18 protein-coding genes, 1 tRNA gene and 1 riboswitch are annotated in these 15,592 nt (G+C 66.8%); of the genes, 10 read left to right on the forward strand and 9 right to left on the reverse strand.

Features of this window, described 5'->3' with window-relative positions; translation table 11 throughout:
* Positions 1 to 41: 41 nt before the first annotated feature.
* The 7 genes from DPV79_RS28660 to DPV79_RS28690 all read left to right on the forward strand — a co-directional run bounded on the left by DPV79_RS28660 (position 42) and on the right by DPV79_RS28690 (position 6,062).
* Positions 42 to 1,106, forward strand: coding sequence for a glycosyltransferase family 2 protein (locus tag DPV79_RS28660; protein ID WP_059857748.1), 1,065 nt, complete (start codon positions 42 to 44; stop codon positions 1,104 to 1,106).
* Positions 1,107 to 1,170: 64 nt separating this feature from the next.
* The gene (locus tag DPV79_RS28665; protein ID WP_113047079.1) at positions 1,171 to 2,187 is read left to right on the forward strand and encodes a hypothetical protein; all 1,017 of its coding nucleotides are present in this window, start codon (positions 1,171 to 1,173) and stop codon (positions 2,185 to 2,187) included.
* Positions 2,184 to 2,933: a hypothetical protein gene (locus DPV79_RS28670; RefSeq protein WP_060229446.1), complete on the forward strand. Its 750-nt coding sequence runs from the start codon at positions 2,184 to 2,186 to the stop codon at positions 2,931 to 2,933. The genes DPV79_RS28665 and DPV79_RS28670 overlap by 4 nt, the downstream gene beginning before the upstream one ends.
* Positions 2,930 to 4,087, forward strand: coding sequence for a glycosyltransferase family protein (locus tag DPV79_RS28675; RefSeq protein WP_113047080.1), 1,158 nt, complete (start codon positions 2,930 to 2,932; stop codon positions 4,085 to 4,087). Before DPV79_RS28670 ends, DPV79_RS28675 begins: the two co-directional genes overlap by 4 nt.
* Positions 4,084 to 4,701 carry a phosphatase PAP2 family protein gene (locus DPV79_RS28680; RefSeq protein WP_113047081.1) on the forward strand — a complete coding sequence of 206 codons (618 nt, stop codon included), beginning with the start codon at positions 4,084 to 4,086 and terminating at the stop codon, positions 4,699 to 4,701. The genes DPV79_RS28675 and DPV79_RS28680 overlap by 4 nt, the downstream gene beginning before the upstream one ends.
* Complete coding sequence (locus DPV79_RS28685) at positions 4,701 to 5,645, forward strand: fatty acid desaturase family protein (RefSeq protein ID WP_165843588.1); 945 nt, start codon at positions 4,701 to 4,703, stop codon at positions 5,643 to 5,645. Before DPV79_RS28680 ends, DPV79_RS28685 begins: the two co-directional genes overlap by 1 nt.
* A gap of 39 nt (positions 5,646 to 5,684) precedes the next feature.
* A complete protein-coding gene (locus tag DPV79_RS28690; RefSeq protein ID WP_113047083.1) occupies positions 5,685 to 6,062 on the forward strand; it encodes a DUF3592 domain-containing protein in 378 nt (125 codons plus the stop codon).
* Positions 6,063 to 6,160: 98 nt separating this feature from the next.
* Here DPV79_RS28690 and DPV79_RS28695 read toward each other — a convergent pair.
* From DPV79_RS28695 to DPV79_RS28735, 9 genes are all read right to left on the reverse strand, one after another.
* A tRNA-Lys gene (locus tag DPV79_RS28695) sits at positions 6,161 to 6,237 on the reverse strand.
* Between the two features lie 108 nt (positions 6,238 to 6,345).
* Positions 6,346 to 7,095, reverse strand: a complete 750-nt coding sequence (gene ybgF / locus DPV79_RS28700; protein WP_021157175.1) for a tol-pal system protein YbgF — start codon at positions 7,093 to 7,095, stop codon at positions 6,346 to 6,348.
* A gap of 19 nt (positions 7,096 to 7,114) precedes the next feature.
* The gene (pal, locus tag DPV79_RS28705; protein WP_021157174.1) at positions 7,115 to 7,627 is read right to left on the reverse strand and encodes a peptidoglycan-associated lipoprotein Pal; all 513 of its coding nucleotides are present in this window, start codon (positions 7,625 to 7,627) and stop codon (positions 7,115 to 7,117) included.
* 17 nt (positions 7,628 to 7,644) lie between these two features.
* Positions 7,645 to 8,940 (reverse strand): Tol-Pal system beta propeller repeat protein TolB, encoded by a 1,296-nt coding sequence (tolB, locus tag DPV79_RS28710; protein WP_027788267.1) that lies wholly within the window; start codon positions 8,938 to 8,940, stop codon positions 7,645 to 7,647.
* Between the two features lie 109 nt (positions 8,941 to 9,049).
* Positions 9,050 to 10,120, reverse strand: a complete 1,071-nt coding sequence (gene tolA / locus DPV79_RS28715) for a cell envelope integrity protein TolA (protein WP_021157172.1) — start codon at positions 10,118 to 10,120, stop codon at positions 9,050 to 9,052.
* Positions 10,117 to 10,566, reverse strand: coding sequence for a protein TolR (gene tolR, locus DPV79_RS28720; protein ID WP_011351075.1), 450 nt, complete (start codon positions 10,564 to 10,566; stop codon positions 10,117 to 10,119). Before tolR ends, tolA begins: the two co-directional genes overlap by 4 nt.
* Before the next feature lie 10 nt (positions 10,567 to 10,576).
* Positions 10,577 to 11,254, reverse strand: a complete 678-nt coding sequence (tolQ, locus tag DPV79_RS28725; protein ID WP_021157170.1) for a protein TolQ — start codon at positions 11,252 to 11,254, stop codon at positions 10,577 to 10,579.
* 130 nt (positions 11,255 to 11,384) lie between these two features.
* Positions 11,385 to 11,870, reverse strand: a complete 486-nt coding sequence (ybgC, locus tag DPV79_RS28730; RefSeq protein WP_113047084.1) for a tol-pal system-associated acyl-CoA thioesterase — start codon at positions 11,868 to 11,870, stop codon at positions 11,385 to 11,387.
* Positions 11,871 to 11,971: 101 nt separating this feature from the next.
* Complete coding sequence (locus DPV79_RS28735) at positions 11,972 to 12,718, reverse strand: SDR family NAD(P)-dependent oxidoreductase (RefSeq protein WP_021157168.1); 747 nt, start codon at positions 12,716 to 12,718, stop codon at positions 11,972 to 11,974.
* Positions 12,719 to 12,898: 180 nt separating this feature from the next.
* Positions 12,899 to 12,999: riboswitch (ZMP/ZTP riboswitch) on the forward strand.
* Between the two features lie 137 nt (positions 13,000 to 13,136).
* Between DPV79_RS28735 and glyA the strand changes: the two genes are divergently transcribed.
* The 3 genes from glyA (at position 13,137) to DPV79_RS28755 (ending at position 15,587) form a co-directional block, all read left to right on the forward strand.
* Positions 13,137 to 14,384 carry a serine hydroxymethyltransferase gene (glyA, locus tag DPV79_RS28745; protein ID WP_021157166.1) on the forward strand — a complete coding sequence of 416 codons (1,248 nt, stop codon included), beginning with the start codon at positions 13,137 to 13,139 and terminating at the stop codon, positions 14,382 to 14,384.
* A gap of 6 nt (positions 14,385 to 14,390) precedes the next feature.
* The gene (gene nrdR, locus DPV79_RS28750) at positions 14,391 to 14,870 is read left to right on the forward strand and encodes a transcriptional regulator NrdR (protein ID WP_006476792.1); all 480 of its coding nucleotides are present in this window, start codon (positions 14,391 to 14,393) and stop codon (positions 14,868 to 14,870) included.
* A gap of 153 nt (positions 14,871 to 15,023) precedes the next feature.
* Positions 15,024 to 15,587, forward strand: coding sequence for a GspH/FimT family pseudopilin (locus DPV79_RS28755; protein WP_060229429.1), 564 nt, complete (start codon positions 15,024 to 15,026; stop codon positions 15,585 to 15,587).
* Positions 15,588 to 15,592: the final 5 nt, after the last annotated feature.

The following is a 15,592-nucleotide window of genomic DNA, read 5'->3' on the forward strand; positions in this document are numbered from 1 at the left end:
TTTCATCCATGCCTTCGCGCATGACGATGGAGACATTCAGGATGCCGGACATCACGAAAACCTCGCCGCGCACGCGCGCGGCGGCTCACGCCGTGGCGGCGAAGGCCGCGCTCGTGCTGGAAACGAACAACCTGCGTGGCGGTGCCGGCCTCGCGCAGGCCGTCGATAGCCTGAAGCGCCTCGTTTCGGCGCTGTCGAAGCAGACCGTGCCGCCCACGGCACTCGCGCAATGGATCATCACGCACGACGGGCTGCCGGCCGATGCGTGCGCGGAGATCGTCGCGCTGGCCGGCCGACCGATCGACTTCGTCGAGATCGGCGCGAGCACCGGCTACTACGATGCGAAGAACGACGGGTTCGATCGCGTCGACGCGGATCGCTGCGACATCGTCGTGTTCGGCGATGCCGATTGCCGGCCGGCCGACGACTGGCTCGAGCACCTGCTCGCGCCGTTTGCGCGCGAAGCCGGCGATGCACCCGTCGCGGTGGCGGGGCGCACGAGCTATGCGCCGAACGTGCTCGGCATCGCGCTGACGTCGATCGATTTCATGTATTTCCCGAGCCCGCTGCGCGCCGGCGCGACGCGCAACTTCTACGCGAACAACGTCGCGTTCCGGCGCGACGTGTTCGCGCAATTTCGCTACGAGCCGCTCGACGGCGTCTATCGCGCGCACTGCCAGGTGATGGGGCTGCGGATGCAGGCGGCCGGTGTGGCCGTCGAATTCGCGCCGGCCGCGCATACCGAACATCGGCTGCCGGACACGCATCGCGAATCGCTGAAGCTGCGCTGGATGCGCGGCGAGGACAGCGTCGGGCTGACGCCGTATCTCGTGAACGCGTACCTGCCGCGAGGATGGCAGTGGCTCGGACGCAGCGGCCCGCTCGGCCCGTTCTGCGTGATGGCGATGCGGCTCGGCTACAGCCTGCGCGCGCTCGATCGCCAGCAGTTGCCGCGGCTCGGCGCCATGCGTTATCTCGCGGCCGTCGGCGTCACGATCGCGGCGTCCGCCGTCGATACGCTCGGTGCGCTCGCGCGGGGTTTCGGTCTCGCCGGGCGCGCTTCGGCCCGGCGCGATCTCGACGCGTTGTCCTATCACCGTCATTGAACCGGCGCCGCGCATCGCGCGCGGCCACGACACGCCGCACCCTGACTTCATTCCGACCACGACCATGCCTTCTCTCGCCACCCGTGTTGCCTGCATCGCCCTGTTTGCCGCCGGCGCCGGCGCCCATGCCGCGCCGGTCGATCACGCGGGGCGCGGGATCTACCACTTCGCGTCGCAAAGCGGCTGCCCGTTCGCGAACGCGGCCGCCGCCGACTGCAATCGCGTCGCGCTCGATGCGCCCGACGTTCACGCGAGCATCGATACCGATGCGCACGCGATCGTCTTCTCGAGCGATGCGACGCGCCGCACGAAGGACGTGCTCGGCGACGTGCTGCTTCAGGGCACGGGCGTCGACCGCGACGGCCGGCGCGTGTCGTTGAGCGTGCACGTGCTGCTGCGTCGCGACGGCGCGAAATGGGACCGTGACGTGTACGTTCATGCGCCCGTGCACGGCACGTTCACCGATGTGCGGATCGATCCGTATCGCGTGCGCGTGAAGGAGGGCGATGGCGAACGCGACGTGCTCACGCCGGACGAAACGCTGGCACTGTTCGCGCATCCGTCGCTGGCATCGCGGCTCGCGCGGCATCTTGTGAAGGTGAGCGCGACCGATCCGAAGCAGCCGTCCGCGGACGACATCACGATCGCACTCGGCGTCGGCGGCCTGACGAAGTCGGTCGCGCGCGCGAGCTTCACATCGAGCGCGCCGCACGATGCGGACGTCGATCAGGCACTGGCATCGGGCACGTGGTCGATCCGTTTCGACGCACTGAGCAATCACATTCCGGTGTGGGTCGCGCAGCGCGAGCTGTTCCTGTTCGGTCTCGACGGCAGTGCGCTGCTGAAAGACGTGCGCGAGCGCGGTTTCCGCAAGAGCGACCGGATCGAGTTCGGCGCGCGCGACGGCAACGGTTATCTGCGCGTGAACGGCCGCGAGGAGGCATTCGCGGGGGCGACCGCGTCCGCGCATGCGTTCATGCAGGAAAGCTTCATCGGCCTGATCCTCGGATGGCGTCGCGATCCGGCCGCCGCCGCGGCATCCGCGACGAAATCCGCGTCCGCACGGGGTGTGCCGGCATGACCGCGGCAGGCGAGCTGCCCGCGTCGCCGCCGGCGGCGCACGATGGACGCTTCGACTGTCTCGATGCGCCCGCGCCGCGCGGTGCGGCACGGGTGCGTGCGTATCTCGTCGATCGCATCAAGCGGGCGGCGATCCGGCAGCTTCATCGCAGCACGCATGGCGAGCGCTGGGTGCTGCGCATGTACCTGATCGGCGAGGAAGCGACCGAGTGTGCGTTGCACGAGGACTGGACCGGCCAGCCGCCGGACTGGCTCGCGCCGCGGATCGAGCAGCATCTCGCGGACGAGCGTCGCCACGCGGCCGCGTTCGCCGAAGCGCTGCGCGCACGCGGCGTCGCGCCGTCGACCGCGCCGCACGAGCCGGACTGGCTGAGCCGGCGCAAGATCATGCGGTGGCGCCGGCTCGCGCAGCGCCATGCACCGCATTTCGCGCAAGGCGTGCTCGTGCCGGCCTATGCGACGGGGCTGTGCGCGGAGCAGATGGCGATGCGCGTGCTCGCGCGCCACTGCGCGACGATCGGCGCTGCCCATCCGCTGTATCCGCTGCTTTCGCGCGTGCTCGCGGACGAGACGCGGCACGTCCGGCTCTGCGCGGACACGCTGCGCCGTCTCGTCGCGCCGTCCGAGCTTGCGCGGCTCGCCGCGTTGCTGGACGAGATCCGCGCGATCGAAGCCGGTTTCGGCGTGACGGGCGCGCTGGCGATGTACGCGGCCGGCTGGCTCCAGTCGCTTCGTCCGCGCGCATGATGCCGAGGATCGTCTATCTCGCGACGGCCGACGCGCGCGGCCACCTGATGCGCGCACAACTGCTCGTGCATGCGTTGCGCGGGGCCGGCGCGCAGGTCGACGTGCTGACGACGTCCGATGCGGGGCAGGCGTTTCTGGCCGCGTTCGACATCGACGCAGCCGTGCTGTCCCGTCACTACGCGGTGCAGTTCGACGAACGGCAGAACATGCTGCGCGATGCGACCGATCGTAATGTCGCGCATTACGTGTTCCGGCCGACGCGCATGCTGCGCGACATCGCGCGGCTGCGTGCGATCGGCCGCGATGCCGATCTCGTGATCAACGACTCGTTTCATCCGGCGCTGCTGTTCATGGGCGCGATGCCGGGCTGGCGGCGTCGCGTCGTTCACGTGTACGGCGGCAGCCTGCGCCGCGCGTTGACCGCGAATTTCGATGCGCGGCTGCCGCGTGTGCTGGCGCGTGCTTTCGCACGGATCGTCGACTGGCAGATCGATTCGGCGCGGTGCTGCATCGAACACGATTTTGCATACGATGCGGCCGACGAAGTCCGGCGGGCCCACGCGCATTGCCGGCTGCCGACTCCGGTGCCGATCGTCGCCGAACGGCCGGCCTCGGAGCCGGCCGCCGCAGCCGTCTATCTGAATCCGCACTTCCGCGATATCGCGCTCGCCGATGCGTTGTCGGCTGGCATGCGCGACGCGGGGCTCGCCGCACACCGTGTGGGCGAGGGCTATGCGGGGCACGACGGCTGGACCGGCGTCGACGCCGACTGGGTGACGCGGGCCGCCCATGCACCGCTGATCGTGTCGGCACCCGGCATGGCTGCGCTGTCGATCGCGCGTGTGTATCGCCGTCCGATCCTGCTCGTGCAGTCCGACCAGCCCGAGCAGGCGAGCAACGCCGCGCGCGCCGCACAGCTGCAACTCGTGCACCGCGTCGTCACATGGCGCGGCGATGCGGCCGCGTTCCGATGGGAAGTCGGGCAGGCCGCGGCCGAGCTGATGCGCGATCCCGGTACGCAGGCAGGAACGATCGCCGGCCGCGAGCATGCGCGTGCGCGCGTGGACGCATGGACGTCGCGCCTCCTGGCGCTGCGTCCGTGTGCGCAGGTGGCCGATTCCGATACGCGCTGCGAGGCGCCGGCGCCACGATGAATTCGCTGTCGTTTCGTGACGATCGCCGGCCCGATATCCGGCAGATGCTGGCCGCGACGTTCGGCATGGCAGCCGGCCTCGCGATCTTCTTTCTGCTGGAGCGCGGCGTCACGCCGCGTCACGTGTTCGCCACGGCGATCGATGCGCGGATTCCGTTCATCGCGTGGTCGTGGTTCGTCTATGTCGGCTTCTTTCCGTTCGTGATTGCGCTCGCCGGGTATGCCCGGCCGCCCGCGTTCGCCGCGTTCAGGGAAGCGGTGCTGATCGCGTTCGTGCTCGGTGTCGTGTGTTTTCTGCTGTTTCCGGAAGCCGTGCCGAGACCCGACGTCGCGGAGATCGGCAACGCGTTCGTACGCCACCGCCTCGCGCGCATGTGGCAGCTCGATCTCGCGGCCAACGGCTTTCCGAGCCTGCACGTCGCGGTGACGTGTCTGGCCTGCCGGATGCTGGCGGACCGGCGGCGGCTCGTGACCGTGACGGTCGGCCTGCTGATCTGCACGTCGACGCTGACGCTCAAGCAGCATACGGTCGTCGATGTACTGGGCGGCGTGGCGCTCGCGATGGTCAGTGCGCTGTGGGTCGAGCGGCGTTCGCTGCGCAGGAGGCTCGCTTGATGGATACCCGTGTTCACCCGGCCGGGCCGAATGCCGAGCTTGCGCGGTTCGTGCCCGATCCCGCGTTGTTTCGCGTGAGCGCCGCGCGTGTCGGTGCGGCGCTGGCGGGCGACTGGCTGATGATTGCCGCTGCGTTCGCCGTTGCGATCGCGCTTGCGCATCCGCTCGTGTACGCGTTGGCCGCGATCGTGATCGCGCGCAGCCAGCTGGCGCTCGCGGTCATGATGCACGAAGGCGCGCACGGGTTGCTGGCGCGGAACCGGCGTGTCAACGACGCGCTGGGCCAGCTGTTCGCGGCCGGCCCGCTGTGGCTGTCGCTGCGCACATATCGCGCAGGCCATCTGAAGCACCATCGCGCGCCGATGCAGCCGGACGATCCCGTCGCGCTGCTGTTCGGCGTGCACGACTATCCGGTGACGCGCAGGCGCCTGATCGGCCGCCTGCTCGCGTACGCGTGCGGGATCGGCTACGTGACGAGTGTCGTGAAGCTCGCACGCGGCGAGTTCGCCCATGCGTTGGCAAAGGTCGAGAAGTCGCGCGCGTATGCCGCGTGGGAGGTCGTGTCGATGCTCGCAGGCAACGGTGTGCTGTTCGGTGCGCTCGCGTGGGCCGGACATCCGCTGCTGTACGTCACGTTGTGGATCGTGCCGTCCGTCACGCTGCTCCCGCTCGCCGGGCAGGTGCGCGCGATCTTCGAGCACGCGGGGCTGCCGGCAGGTGCCGACCAGAGCCGCAACGCGCGCACGATCGCCCGGCGTTCGTGGCAGACGTTCCTGTTCGGCCCGCACGCGATTCATTTTCACATCGAGCATCACCTGTTCATGCGGATGCCGTTCCATCACCTGCCGGCCGTGCATCGGCAGCTCGTGCAGCGGCAGTTGCTGCCTGAGCGCAATCTGTACGCGGGATATGGTGAGGTGCTGCGCGACGTCAGCGTGCGTTGACGCGCGAGAGGGGGCGACAAGCCTGCGAGGTTCAATTACGTGGCGCTGGCGATCGGCGCGATCCTGGCGGTGTGGGGTGCGGAAACGATCGACGAACGGCTCGCGTTTATCGGATCGTCCGTTGCCGTGCAGGGGACGGTCGTCCGGTTGACCCACGGCGCGCATCACCCGTCGATCGAGTTCGTGACGAAAAGCGGCGAACGCGTATCGTTTCCGGGGAGCTTCGTGACGGTGGAGTTCGGCGACACGGTGCCGGTGCGCTACGACCCGGCCAGGCCGCGAGCCAGCGCAACAGTCGACACGTTCACGAACATGTGGCTCGAGTCGATCATCTCGATCGCTTTCACGATGGCGTTTCTTTACGCCGGCTTGAAGGGAAAGTCGCTTCTGCCGAAGCCGGGGGGAGGCGCCGAGTAGTGCGGCAGGCATCGCGGAGATGCCTGCCATCGACACGGATGCGACAGACGCAAAAAAGCCTCCGCTTGGGAGGCTTTATTTGCACTATCAAAGATAGTTGGTAGGGTGGGAGGGACTCGAACCCTCGACTCTCTGATTAAAAGTCAGATACTCTAACCAACTGAGTTACCACCCCACGTTCTTGAAACCTGTCGGTTCGTTGCTTGAACAACTTGGGCAACGACCCAAAGAGCAAAAGATTATAGCGACGGAGTGTCAGGCTGTCAACATTCCGCCGCGATAATTATTTGATCGTTTCAAGCTTGCCCTGCGCCGTCTGTGCAGCATTCGACCCGGCGTACTGCGAAACGACCTGCTCGAACGTCTTCTTCGCGGCCGCCTTCTGGCCTTGCTCGAGCTGGTTCGTGCCGATTGCCACGAGGGCGTCGGCCGCGCGCGGGTGCTGCGGGAACTTGCTGACGATCCCTTGCCACGTTGCAGTCGAACCGCGGTAGTCGCGCAGTGCGTATTGCGCATTGCCGTACCAGTACTGCGCGGTCGGCTGGTAGGGGCTCTGCGGATACTTCGCGATGAACGCGCGGAACGAAGCCGCGGCCGCCTTGAAGTTGCCGTTGCGGAACTGCTGTTGCGCCGCATTGAGCGCATCCGTTTCACCCGGCTGCACGGTGCCTTCGACACCATCGATCGTCGCCTGCTGCGGCTCGAACTTCTTGAGCCGCGTGTCGAGATCCTGGTAGTACTCCTTCTGCTGCCGTTCGAGCGTCGTCAGCCGGTTCGTCAGATCCTCGTTCTCGCCGCGCAGCGTCGCGACCTGCTGGTTCAGCTGGTCGAGACGGCCGGATTGATCGAGGATCGTACGCTGGGCGGCCGACAACTGGCTGGCCAGGTTGTCGGTCTTGGTGCGCAGATCGAGCACGGCGCGGCGCGCTTCGTTGTCGTCGAACACGCCGGCGTGCGCCGGCGCGACCGACCACGCCGCGCCCGCGACGCAGAATGCTGCGGCAACGCGCAGCAGGGATACACGGTGCGTCATACGGCGATTCTTCCGTTACTTACTGTTGGTAGACGAGGTCGGCGCGACGGTTCTGCGCCCACGATGCTTCGTCGTGACCCGTTGCCTGCGGCTTTTCCTTGCCGAGGCTCACGGCTTCCATCTGCGAATCGTTCACGCCGAGCAGTGCCATCGCACGGCGGACGGCTTCCGCACGCTTCTGGCCCAGCGCGAGGTTGTACTCGCTCGTGCCGCGTTCGTCGGTGTTGCCCTGGATCAGCACGTGGCGCTGCGGGTGGCTCTTCAGGTACTGGGCGTGCTGCTGCATCAGCGACTGGTAGTCGTCCTTCACCGAATAGCTGTCGAAGTCGAAGTAGATGCTGCGCTTCGCGAGCGGGCTGTTCGGGTCGTTCAGCGGATCGACGTTCACTTGCGCGACGTTGTCGGCGCTCGGCTGCGTGCTGACCGCACCCGCGTTGTTGGCCTTGTCGTCGAGCTTCACGCCCGACTTGCACGCTGCGAGCGCGCTGATCATCATCACGGCCAGGGCCAGACGAGCTTTATTCGACATCATGGTTACTCTCCTTGTGGTCATTGCATGAAGGGCCCCCACGACGGCTCACGTACGGAGCCGCCCTGGACGGACAGGATTTGCGGCGGCGCGCTGCCGTCGGAGGGCACTGCTGCCAGAACATTGCGACCACCCGACTGGGTAGCGTACAGAAGGTACTGGCCGTTTGCCGCGAAGCTCGGCGATTCGTCGCGATTCGTATTCGTGATGGCGTTCGCCGCGCCCGATTGCAGATCCTGAACGTACAGCTTGAAGCCCCCGCCCGTGCGGGAGATGTAAGCGAGCAGCTTGCCGTCCGGGCTGATACGCGGACTCGTGTTGTAGCTGCCGGTGAAGGTCACGCGCTGCGCGGCGCCGGCGCTCTCGCCCTGTGCGGGCATCCGGTAGATCTGCGGCGCACCGCCGCGATCGCTCGTGAAGTAGATCCAGCGGCCGTCCGGCGAATAGAACGGCTCGGTGTCGATCGAGCTGCTCTGCGTGAGGCGGCGCAGGCCGCCGCCCGTCGAATTGACCGAATAGATTTGCGTATTGCCCGTCAGCGACAGCGCGACGGCCAGCGTGTTGCTGTCCGGCGACCATGCCGGTGCGCTGTTGTTGCCCTTCTGGTCGGAGACGATGTAGCGGCGGCCGGTCGGCAGGTCGTGAATGTAGACGATCGGCTTCTTGCGCTCGAACGACACGTACGCGACCTTCGTGCCGCTCGGCGACCACGACGGCGAGATGATCGGCTCGGTGCTCGACAGCGCGATGCGCGCGTTCTGGCCGTCCGAATCCGAGATCTGCAACTGGTAGCGGTTACCGGTCTTGATCACGTACGACAGGCGCGTGGCGAACACGCCGCGCACGCCGAGCAGCTTCTGGTAGATGTAGTCGGCGATCTTGTGGCCGGCCGTGCGCAGCGTGGTGTCGGTGGCCGTCAGCGACAGGCCGCCGAGGCTTTGCTGCTTCACGGTGTCGTACAGGATGAAGTTGACCTTGTACTGGCCGTTCGCCTCGCGGTTCACGCTGCCGGCGACGAACGCATTGGCGCCCTTGGCCTTCCATGCGCCGAGATCGACCGATGCGGTCTCCGGCACGGGCGTGCTGCCTGCGTCGATGTTGGTGAATTTGCCGCTGCGGGCGAGGTCGGCGCGGACGATCGACGTGACCTGCTGCGGCAGGTTCGCCTCGTTCGCGAAATTCGCGGTGGCGATGGGGAACTGGGTCGACCCGACACCGGTGATCAGCACGTTGACCTGGGCGTTAGCGGCGCTGCCCGCCGTAATCAGACACGAGGCCACGAGTGCCCTGAAACCTAGCTTTGTCATCAAACTCATGCTTCTTGCTTCCCGTATGGCTTGGATCGCTGCGCAACGGCAGAGACAGTAAAAATACCCGATTCGTTCCCGTCCGACAGCGACGCCCGGAGTGTAAGCGCATTTCGTTTCACTCCGCCGCCTTGAAGGTAATCGTAATGTCAGACGGGGTACGACCGTTAGAATCGGGCGGCAACGGGACCGATGCGTGGATCGCATTGACCACGGCTTGATCCCACCCCGAATTCCCGCTGGAGCGGGAGACCGATGCGCTCAATACGTCACCGGACGGCGTGCACCGAATCTTGACGACGGTGGTCAGGCCTGCCCGCTCGCCGCCCCAAACGATGTTCGGCTTGACGCGGCGGCGCACCTTGTCGGCATAGCCGGGCGTCGCGGCATTGCCGCCGGAACCCGTCCCGGTGCCGCTTTTCGCGAGGCCTTCGCCGCCGCCTTCACCGGCGCCGGACAGGCCCTGCATCTGCGCGAGACGCGCGCTGCGCTCGCGGTCGAGCTTCGCGTTCGCCGCCGCATTGGCCTTCGCGCGTGCCGTGGCTTCGGCCTTCGCCTTGGCCTGGGCTTCAGCCTTTGCCTTCGCGGCCGCGTCGGCCTTCGCCTTCGCCGCCTGCTGCGCTTCGAGCTGCGCCTGCTTCTGCTGCTGGAGTTTCTGCTGTTCGAGCTTCTGCTGCTCAAGCTTCTGCTGCTCGGCGAGCTGCTGTTGCCTGAGCTTGTCGGCCTGTTTCTGCCGGTCGCGTTCCGCGGCCTTTTGCGCGGCGAGTGCGGCTGCCTGCTGCGCGGCAAGCTGCGCGCGCCGGGCTTCCTCTTCCTGTTGCGCCTTCAACTGCTGTGCGCGGCGCTGCTGCTCGAGCAGCGCTTCACGCGCGGCCGCTTCCTGCTGCCGCTTCTTCTGCTGCAGCGCGATGTCGGCCTGCTCGTCGCGCACGGGGGGAGCGGGGGGCGCGACCTTCGCGGGCGGCGCGGGCGTGACGACGGGCCGCGGCGCGGGCACGTCGGGCACCTCGGTCCACAGCTCGGCTTCGGCGCCGGCCGGCGTGCTGTTCTGCCACTGCACGCCGTGATAGAGGAACAGCGCGAGCAGCACGTGCATCAGCGCGGCGAGCGCGAATGCGCGCCAGGTACCGCGCTCGCGGGGAGGCTGAGGCGGGTAGGCGGAGCTGCGCGTGGATTGCTGCCGGTTCATTGCGATTTGACGAGGAGGCCGACGCGCTTGACGCCGCGCGCCTTCAGATCGGACATCACGGTCATGACCGCATCGTACTGCACGGTCTTGTCGGCCGCGATCACGACCGGCTGGTCGGGATGATCGGCCTGCCGGGCCACGATGAAGCTGTCGAGCTCGGCCTTCGTCATCGTGTCTTCCTGGGTCGCGCCCGAGTCGCCCTTGTACTTGACGCTCATCGTGCGATCGGCCTTGATGTTGACGACGACGGGCGGCGTCTGCTCCTGCGGCGCGGCGTTGCCGACGGTCGGCAGGTTGATGATCGACGGGGCGACGAGCGGTGCGGTGACCATGAAGATCACGAGCAGCACCAGCATCACGTCGATGTACGGCACGACGTTGATGTCGGCCATTGCACGGCGCGAGCGGCCGCCGCGCATGCTGGATCGGATGGGGCTTCCTGCCATGGCGCGCTCCTTACTGGGCCTGACGCTGCAGGATGTTCGAGAACTCTTCGATGAAGGTCTCGAAGCGGATCGCGAGGCGGTCGATGTCGTGCGCGTAGCGGTTGTACGCGACCACGGCCGGAATCGCGGCGAACAGGCCGATCGCGGTGGCGACGAGCGCCTCGGCGATGCCTGGCGCGACGTTCGCGAGCGTGGCCTGCTGCACGTTCGCGAGGCCGCGGAACGAGTTCATGATCCCCCAGACCGTGCCGAACAGGCCGATGTACGGGCTGACCGAGCCGACCGACGCGAGGAACGCGAGGTTCGCTTCGAGCACGTCCATTTCACGCTGGAACGACGCGCGCATCGCGCGGCGTGCGCCGTCGAGCACGAGGCCCGGATCGCTGATGCGCTTTTCCTTCGCCTTCAGGAACTCGCGCATGCCCGATTCGAAGATCCGCTCGAGCGCGCCGATCGTGTGGCGGTTATTGGCTGCGCTCTGGTACAGCGCCTGCAGGTCGCCGCCCGACCAGAAATCCTTCTCGAAGCGTTCGGTCTGCGCGCGTGCGCGGCGGATCGCGAACCACTTGCGGAAGATGAAGGTCCACGACATCAGCGACAGCAGCAGCAGCAGCCCCATCACGGCCTGGGCCAGCACGCTCGCGTTGAGGACGAGGGAAATGATCGACAGGTCTTGAGAAGTGTTCATAGAGGTTTGAGTAACGTCCCTTCGGGGCGCCCGGTATGCGTGCGGCGCGGCGCGCCGGCCATGCCTGGCGCCGAACCTTGCTTAGTATCGAATCAGAAAGGCAAGTTCATAGGCTGTGTCTAAACGGCGCTCATGCGAGCTTCGTTGACAGTGCAGTCTGCCCGTCGTCGATGACGGGCCCGCGTTCCAGCGCGTCGAGCACGGCCGGCGGGATCGCCGCGGGCCGGATGCCGGTACGGTCGACGCAACCGAGGCGGATGTGCCCGGCCACGAGCAGCGTGTCTCCACACCAGGCTTCCTGCGTGAACTCCACCGATGCGCGGCCGATGCGTCCGGGCCGGCTCGTGATCGCCAGGGTGTCGTCGAGTCGCGCCGGTGCGCGGTAGTCGAGCGACGTGCTGCGGACGACGAAGATCGCACCGGTCTCGTCGGCGAGCCGACGCTGGTCGATGCCGCAGGCGCGCAGCCACTCGGTGCGGGCGCGTTCGAAGAACTTCAGGTAGTTGGCATAGAAGACGATGCCGCCTGCGTCGGTATCCTCGTAGTACACGCGCACCGGCCAGGTGAAGCCGGAGGGCGCTTCCGGGGAGCGGGTAGGCTGGGTCATGGCGCGCATTCTACCGGAAGGCAGGAGCCTGATTCGTAACCGATTCGTAACGGAATGTAGTATGCGGTAGCACACTGTTGGCCGGCCCGAAGGGGCCGGCCAGCGGGGCTTCAGCCGCGGTGGACGGTCGGGCCGCCGGGTGCTTGCGCGATCGGCATCAGCTCGATCGTGTTGACATTGACATGCGCCGGGCGCGTCGCGATCCAGTAGATCGTGTCGGCGATGTCCTCGGGCATGAGCGGCTGGACGTTGTTGTAGACGTTCGCCGCTTTTTCGTTGTCGCCGCGATAACGGACGTTCGAGAATTCGGTGCCGCCGCACAGGCCGGGCTCGATGTCGGTGACGCGCAACGGCGTGCCGAGCAGGTCGGCGCGCAGGTTCAGGCTGAATTGTCTGACGAAAGCCTTGGTCGCCCCGTAGACGTTTCCGCCTGCATAAGGGTACGAACCCGCGACCGAGCCGAGGTTGAAGATATGGCCGCGGCCGCGCTCGATCATGCCGGGCAGCAGCGCGTGCGTGACCGTGACGAGGCCCGTGCAGTTCGTGTCGATCATCGTGTGCCATTCGTCGAGGCTGGCCTTCTGGGCCGGCTCGACGCCGAGCGCGAGGCCGGCGTTGTTGACGAGCACGTCGAGCGCCGCGAATTCGGCGGGAAGGGCGGCCGGCACGGCCTCGACGGCCGCGCGATCGCGTACGTCGAGCTCGAGCGGCAGAAGGGAATCGCCGAGTTCGGCGGCGAGCGCATCGAGACGATCCTTGCGACGCGCGGTCGCGACGACGCGGTGGCCTCCGTTGACAAAGGCACGGGCGATGGCGGCGCCGAAGCCGGCGGACGCGCCTGTGACGAACACGATCATTGCTGCTCCTGGTCGAAGACAAAATAGCGGGTGATATCCCGCAAGCCTACTGAGAATGCCGCACCGCGGCAAGGCGGCAAAGCGTTCCGGCACGGGCGCGTAGAGTCTGGCCCCAATTGCTTCGGGCGCACCGCCGTGCGGTTGCCTATTCATGACGCATCCAATACACTAACGCGCTCATCACCCCTGCGTGACTGGCGATAGAACCCTTCGGGTTCAAGGTGGAGCATCCCACCGTGAAGCGCGGGGCGCCGTTTTTGCCGTTCGCCTGGGCAGCCGTTGTGCGCCGTCGCGTGCATCGCCGGTGGCTGTCCTGCCTCGCGTCATACGGATTCTTCCGCCACGTCGAGCTGGTCCCGCCAGCAGCGCACCGTACTCGGCCACTTCGGTCAACCTGTACACACTTAACGGAAACCGTATGTTTGACAGAGCCCAAAGCACCATCGCGAACGTCGATCCCGAAATCTTTGCTGCGATCGAGCAGGAAAACCGCCGCCAGGAAGATCACATCGAGCTGATCGCGTCGGAAAACTACACGAGCCCGGCGGTGATGGCCGCGCAGGGTTCGCAGCTCACGAACAAGTACGCGGAAGGCTATCCGGGCAAGCGCTACTACGGCGGCTGCGAATACGTGGACGTGGTCGAGCAGCTGGCGATCGATCGCGTGAAGCAGCTGTTCGGCGCGGAAGCGGCGAACGTGCAGCCGAACTCGGGTTCGCAGGCGAACCAGGGCGTGTTCTTCGCGATGCTCAAGCCGGGCGACACGATCATGGGCATGAGCCTCGCGCACGGCGGCCACCTGACGCATGGTTCGCCGGTGAACATGTCGGGCAAGTGGTTCAACGTGGTGAGCTACGGCCTGAACGAGAACGAAGACATCGATTACGAAGCGGCCGAGAAGCTGGCGCAGGAACACAAGCCGAAGCTGATCGTCGCGGGCGCGTCGGCGTTCTCGCTGAAGATCGATTTCGAGCGTCTGGCGAAGATCGCGAAGTCGGTCGGTGCGTACCTGATGGTCGACATGGCGCACTACGCCGGCCTGATCGCGGCAGGCGTGTACCCGAACCCGGTGCCGCACGCGGACTTCGTGACGACGACGACGCACAAGAGCCTGCGCGGCCCGCGCGGCGGCGTGATCCTGATGAAGGCGGAGTACGAGAAGCCGATCAATTCGGCGATCTTCCCGGGGATCCAGGGCGGCCCGCTGATGCACGTGATCGCGGGCAAGGCGGTGGCGTTCAAGGAAGCCCTGTCGCCGGAATTCAAGGCGTACCAGGAGAAGGTGGTCGAGAACGCACGTGTGCTGGCCGAAACGCTGGTGAAGCGCGGGCTGCGGATCGTGTCGGGCCGCACGGAAAGCCACGTGATGCTGGTCGACCTGCGCGCGAAGAACATCACCGGCAAGGCAGCGGAAGCCGCGCTCGGCGCCGCGCACATCACGGTGAACAAGAACGCGATCCCGAACGATCCGGAAAAGCCGTTCGTGACGAGCGGCGTGCGCCTGGGCTCGCCGGCGATGACGACGCGCGGGTTCGGTCCGGCGGAAGCGGAACAGGTGGGCAACCTGATCGCTGACGTGCTGGACAACCCGGAAGATGCAGCGACGATCGAGCGCGTGCGCGCGCAGGTCGCCGAGCTGACCAAGCGTTTCCCGGTCTATCGCTGATCGCCGATGCGCTGCCCGTTCTGCCGGCATGACGACACGCAGGTCGTGGACTCGCGCGTGTCCGAAGATGGCGCCGCGATCCGGCGGCGCCGTCGCTGCTCGGCTTGCGACAAGCGCTTCACGACGTACGAGCGGGTCGAGCTGTCCCTGCCGTTCGTCGTGAAGAAGGACGGCAGCCGCACGGAATTCGACCGTCGCAAGATCGTCGCCAGCATGCAACTCGCGCTGCGCAAGCGGCCGGTTGCTGCCGACGCGATCGACGCGGCGGTCGCCCGCATCGAGTATCAACTGCTCGCGACAGGCGAGCGCGAAGTGCGTAGCGAGAAGCTCGGCGAACTCGTGATGAACGAGTTGCGCGGCCTCGATACGATCGCTTATGTCCGCTTCGCATCGGTGTATCGCCGGTTCGAGGACGTTTCCGAATTTGCCGACGTGATCGAAGAGTTCCGTCGCGCCTCTCCCGCCAAGACTCCGCGTAAGCGCTGACGCGCTGCGTCCGTTCATCGTCTTCTCCGTTGGATCAGTTCGCGCCGATTGTGTCGGTCGCGATCGCATGCCGCCAGTCGGCCGTTCGGCAAATGGCGCGCGTCCGCACGCGTCGCTACAGTCGTCGCATCACCTTGGCGAAGGACGGCTGCGATGGGACTGCACGCTTTACCCCTGAAAAATGTGTTGCGCCGCTCGGGCGGGTTCACGCTCGTCGAGCTGATGGTCGCGCTCTCGCTGGCGGCCGGGCTCGCGCTCCATGCGGCGCCCGCGTTCGATCAGTGGCGCATGCGTGAACGTGTGGATGCACGCTCGCGCGCGTTGCTCGGCGCGCTTTCGTTTGCACGTACCGAGGCGATGCGCCTCGGCGTGCGCGTCACGCTGTGCAGGGCCGGGAGCGGCGGCACCTGTTTGCGTGCGGGTGAGCGGTGCGATCCGGCCGAATGGTCGTGCGACTGGATCGTCAGCGGGCAGGTCGATGGGCAGTCACGCGTGCTGAGGCGCTATCCGCGCGATGTCGAAGTGGCCGTCGCGGGTGCGGCGCACGATCTCGCGTTTGCTCCGCCCGTCGGTCAGGCAATCGGTGGTATCCGGCGCTTCGAATTGAGTCCACGACGCGACATATCGGGGGCTGACGCCACACGTGCGTCGCGTTGCGTGCGGATCGCGGCAGGTGGCCGGGCGCGGGTTGTCGCCGGCCGCTGCGACGCGGCGTGAGTGTC

Origin of the sequence: Burkholderia reimsis, assembly GCF_003294055.1 — a bacterium.
In the GTDB taxonomy this organism is placed as follows: domain Bacteria; phylum Pseudomonadota; class Gammaproteobacteria; order Burkholderiales; family Burkholderiaceae; genus Burkholderia; species Burkholderia cepacia.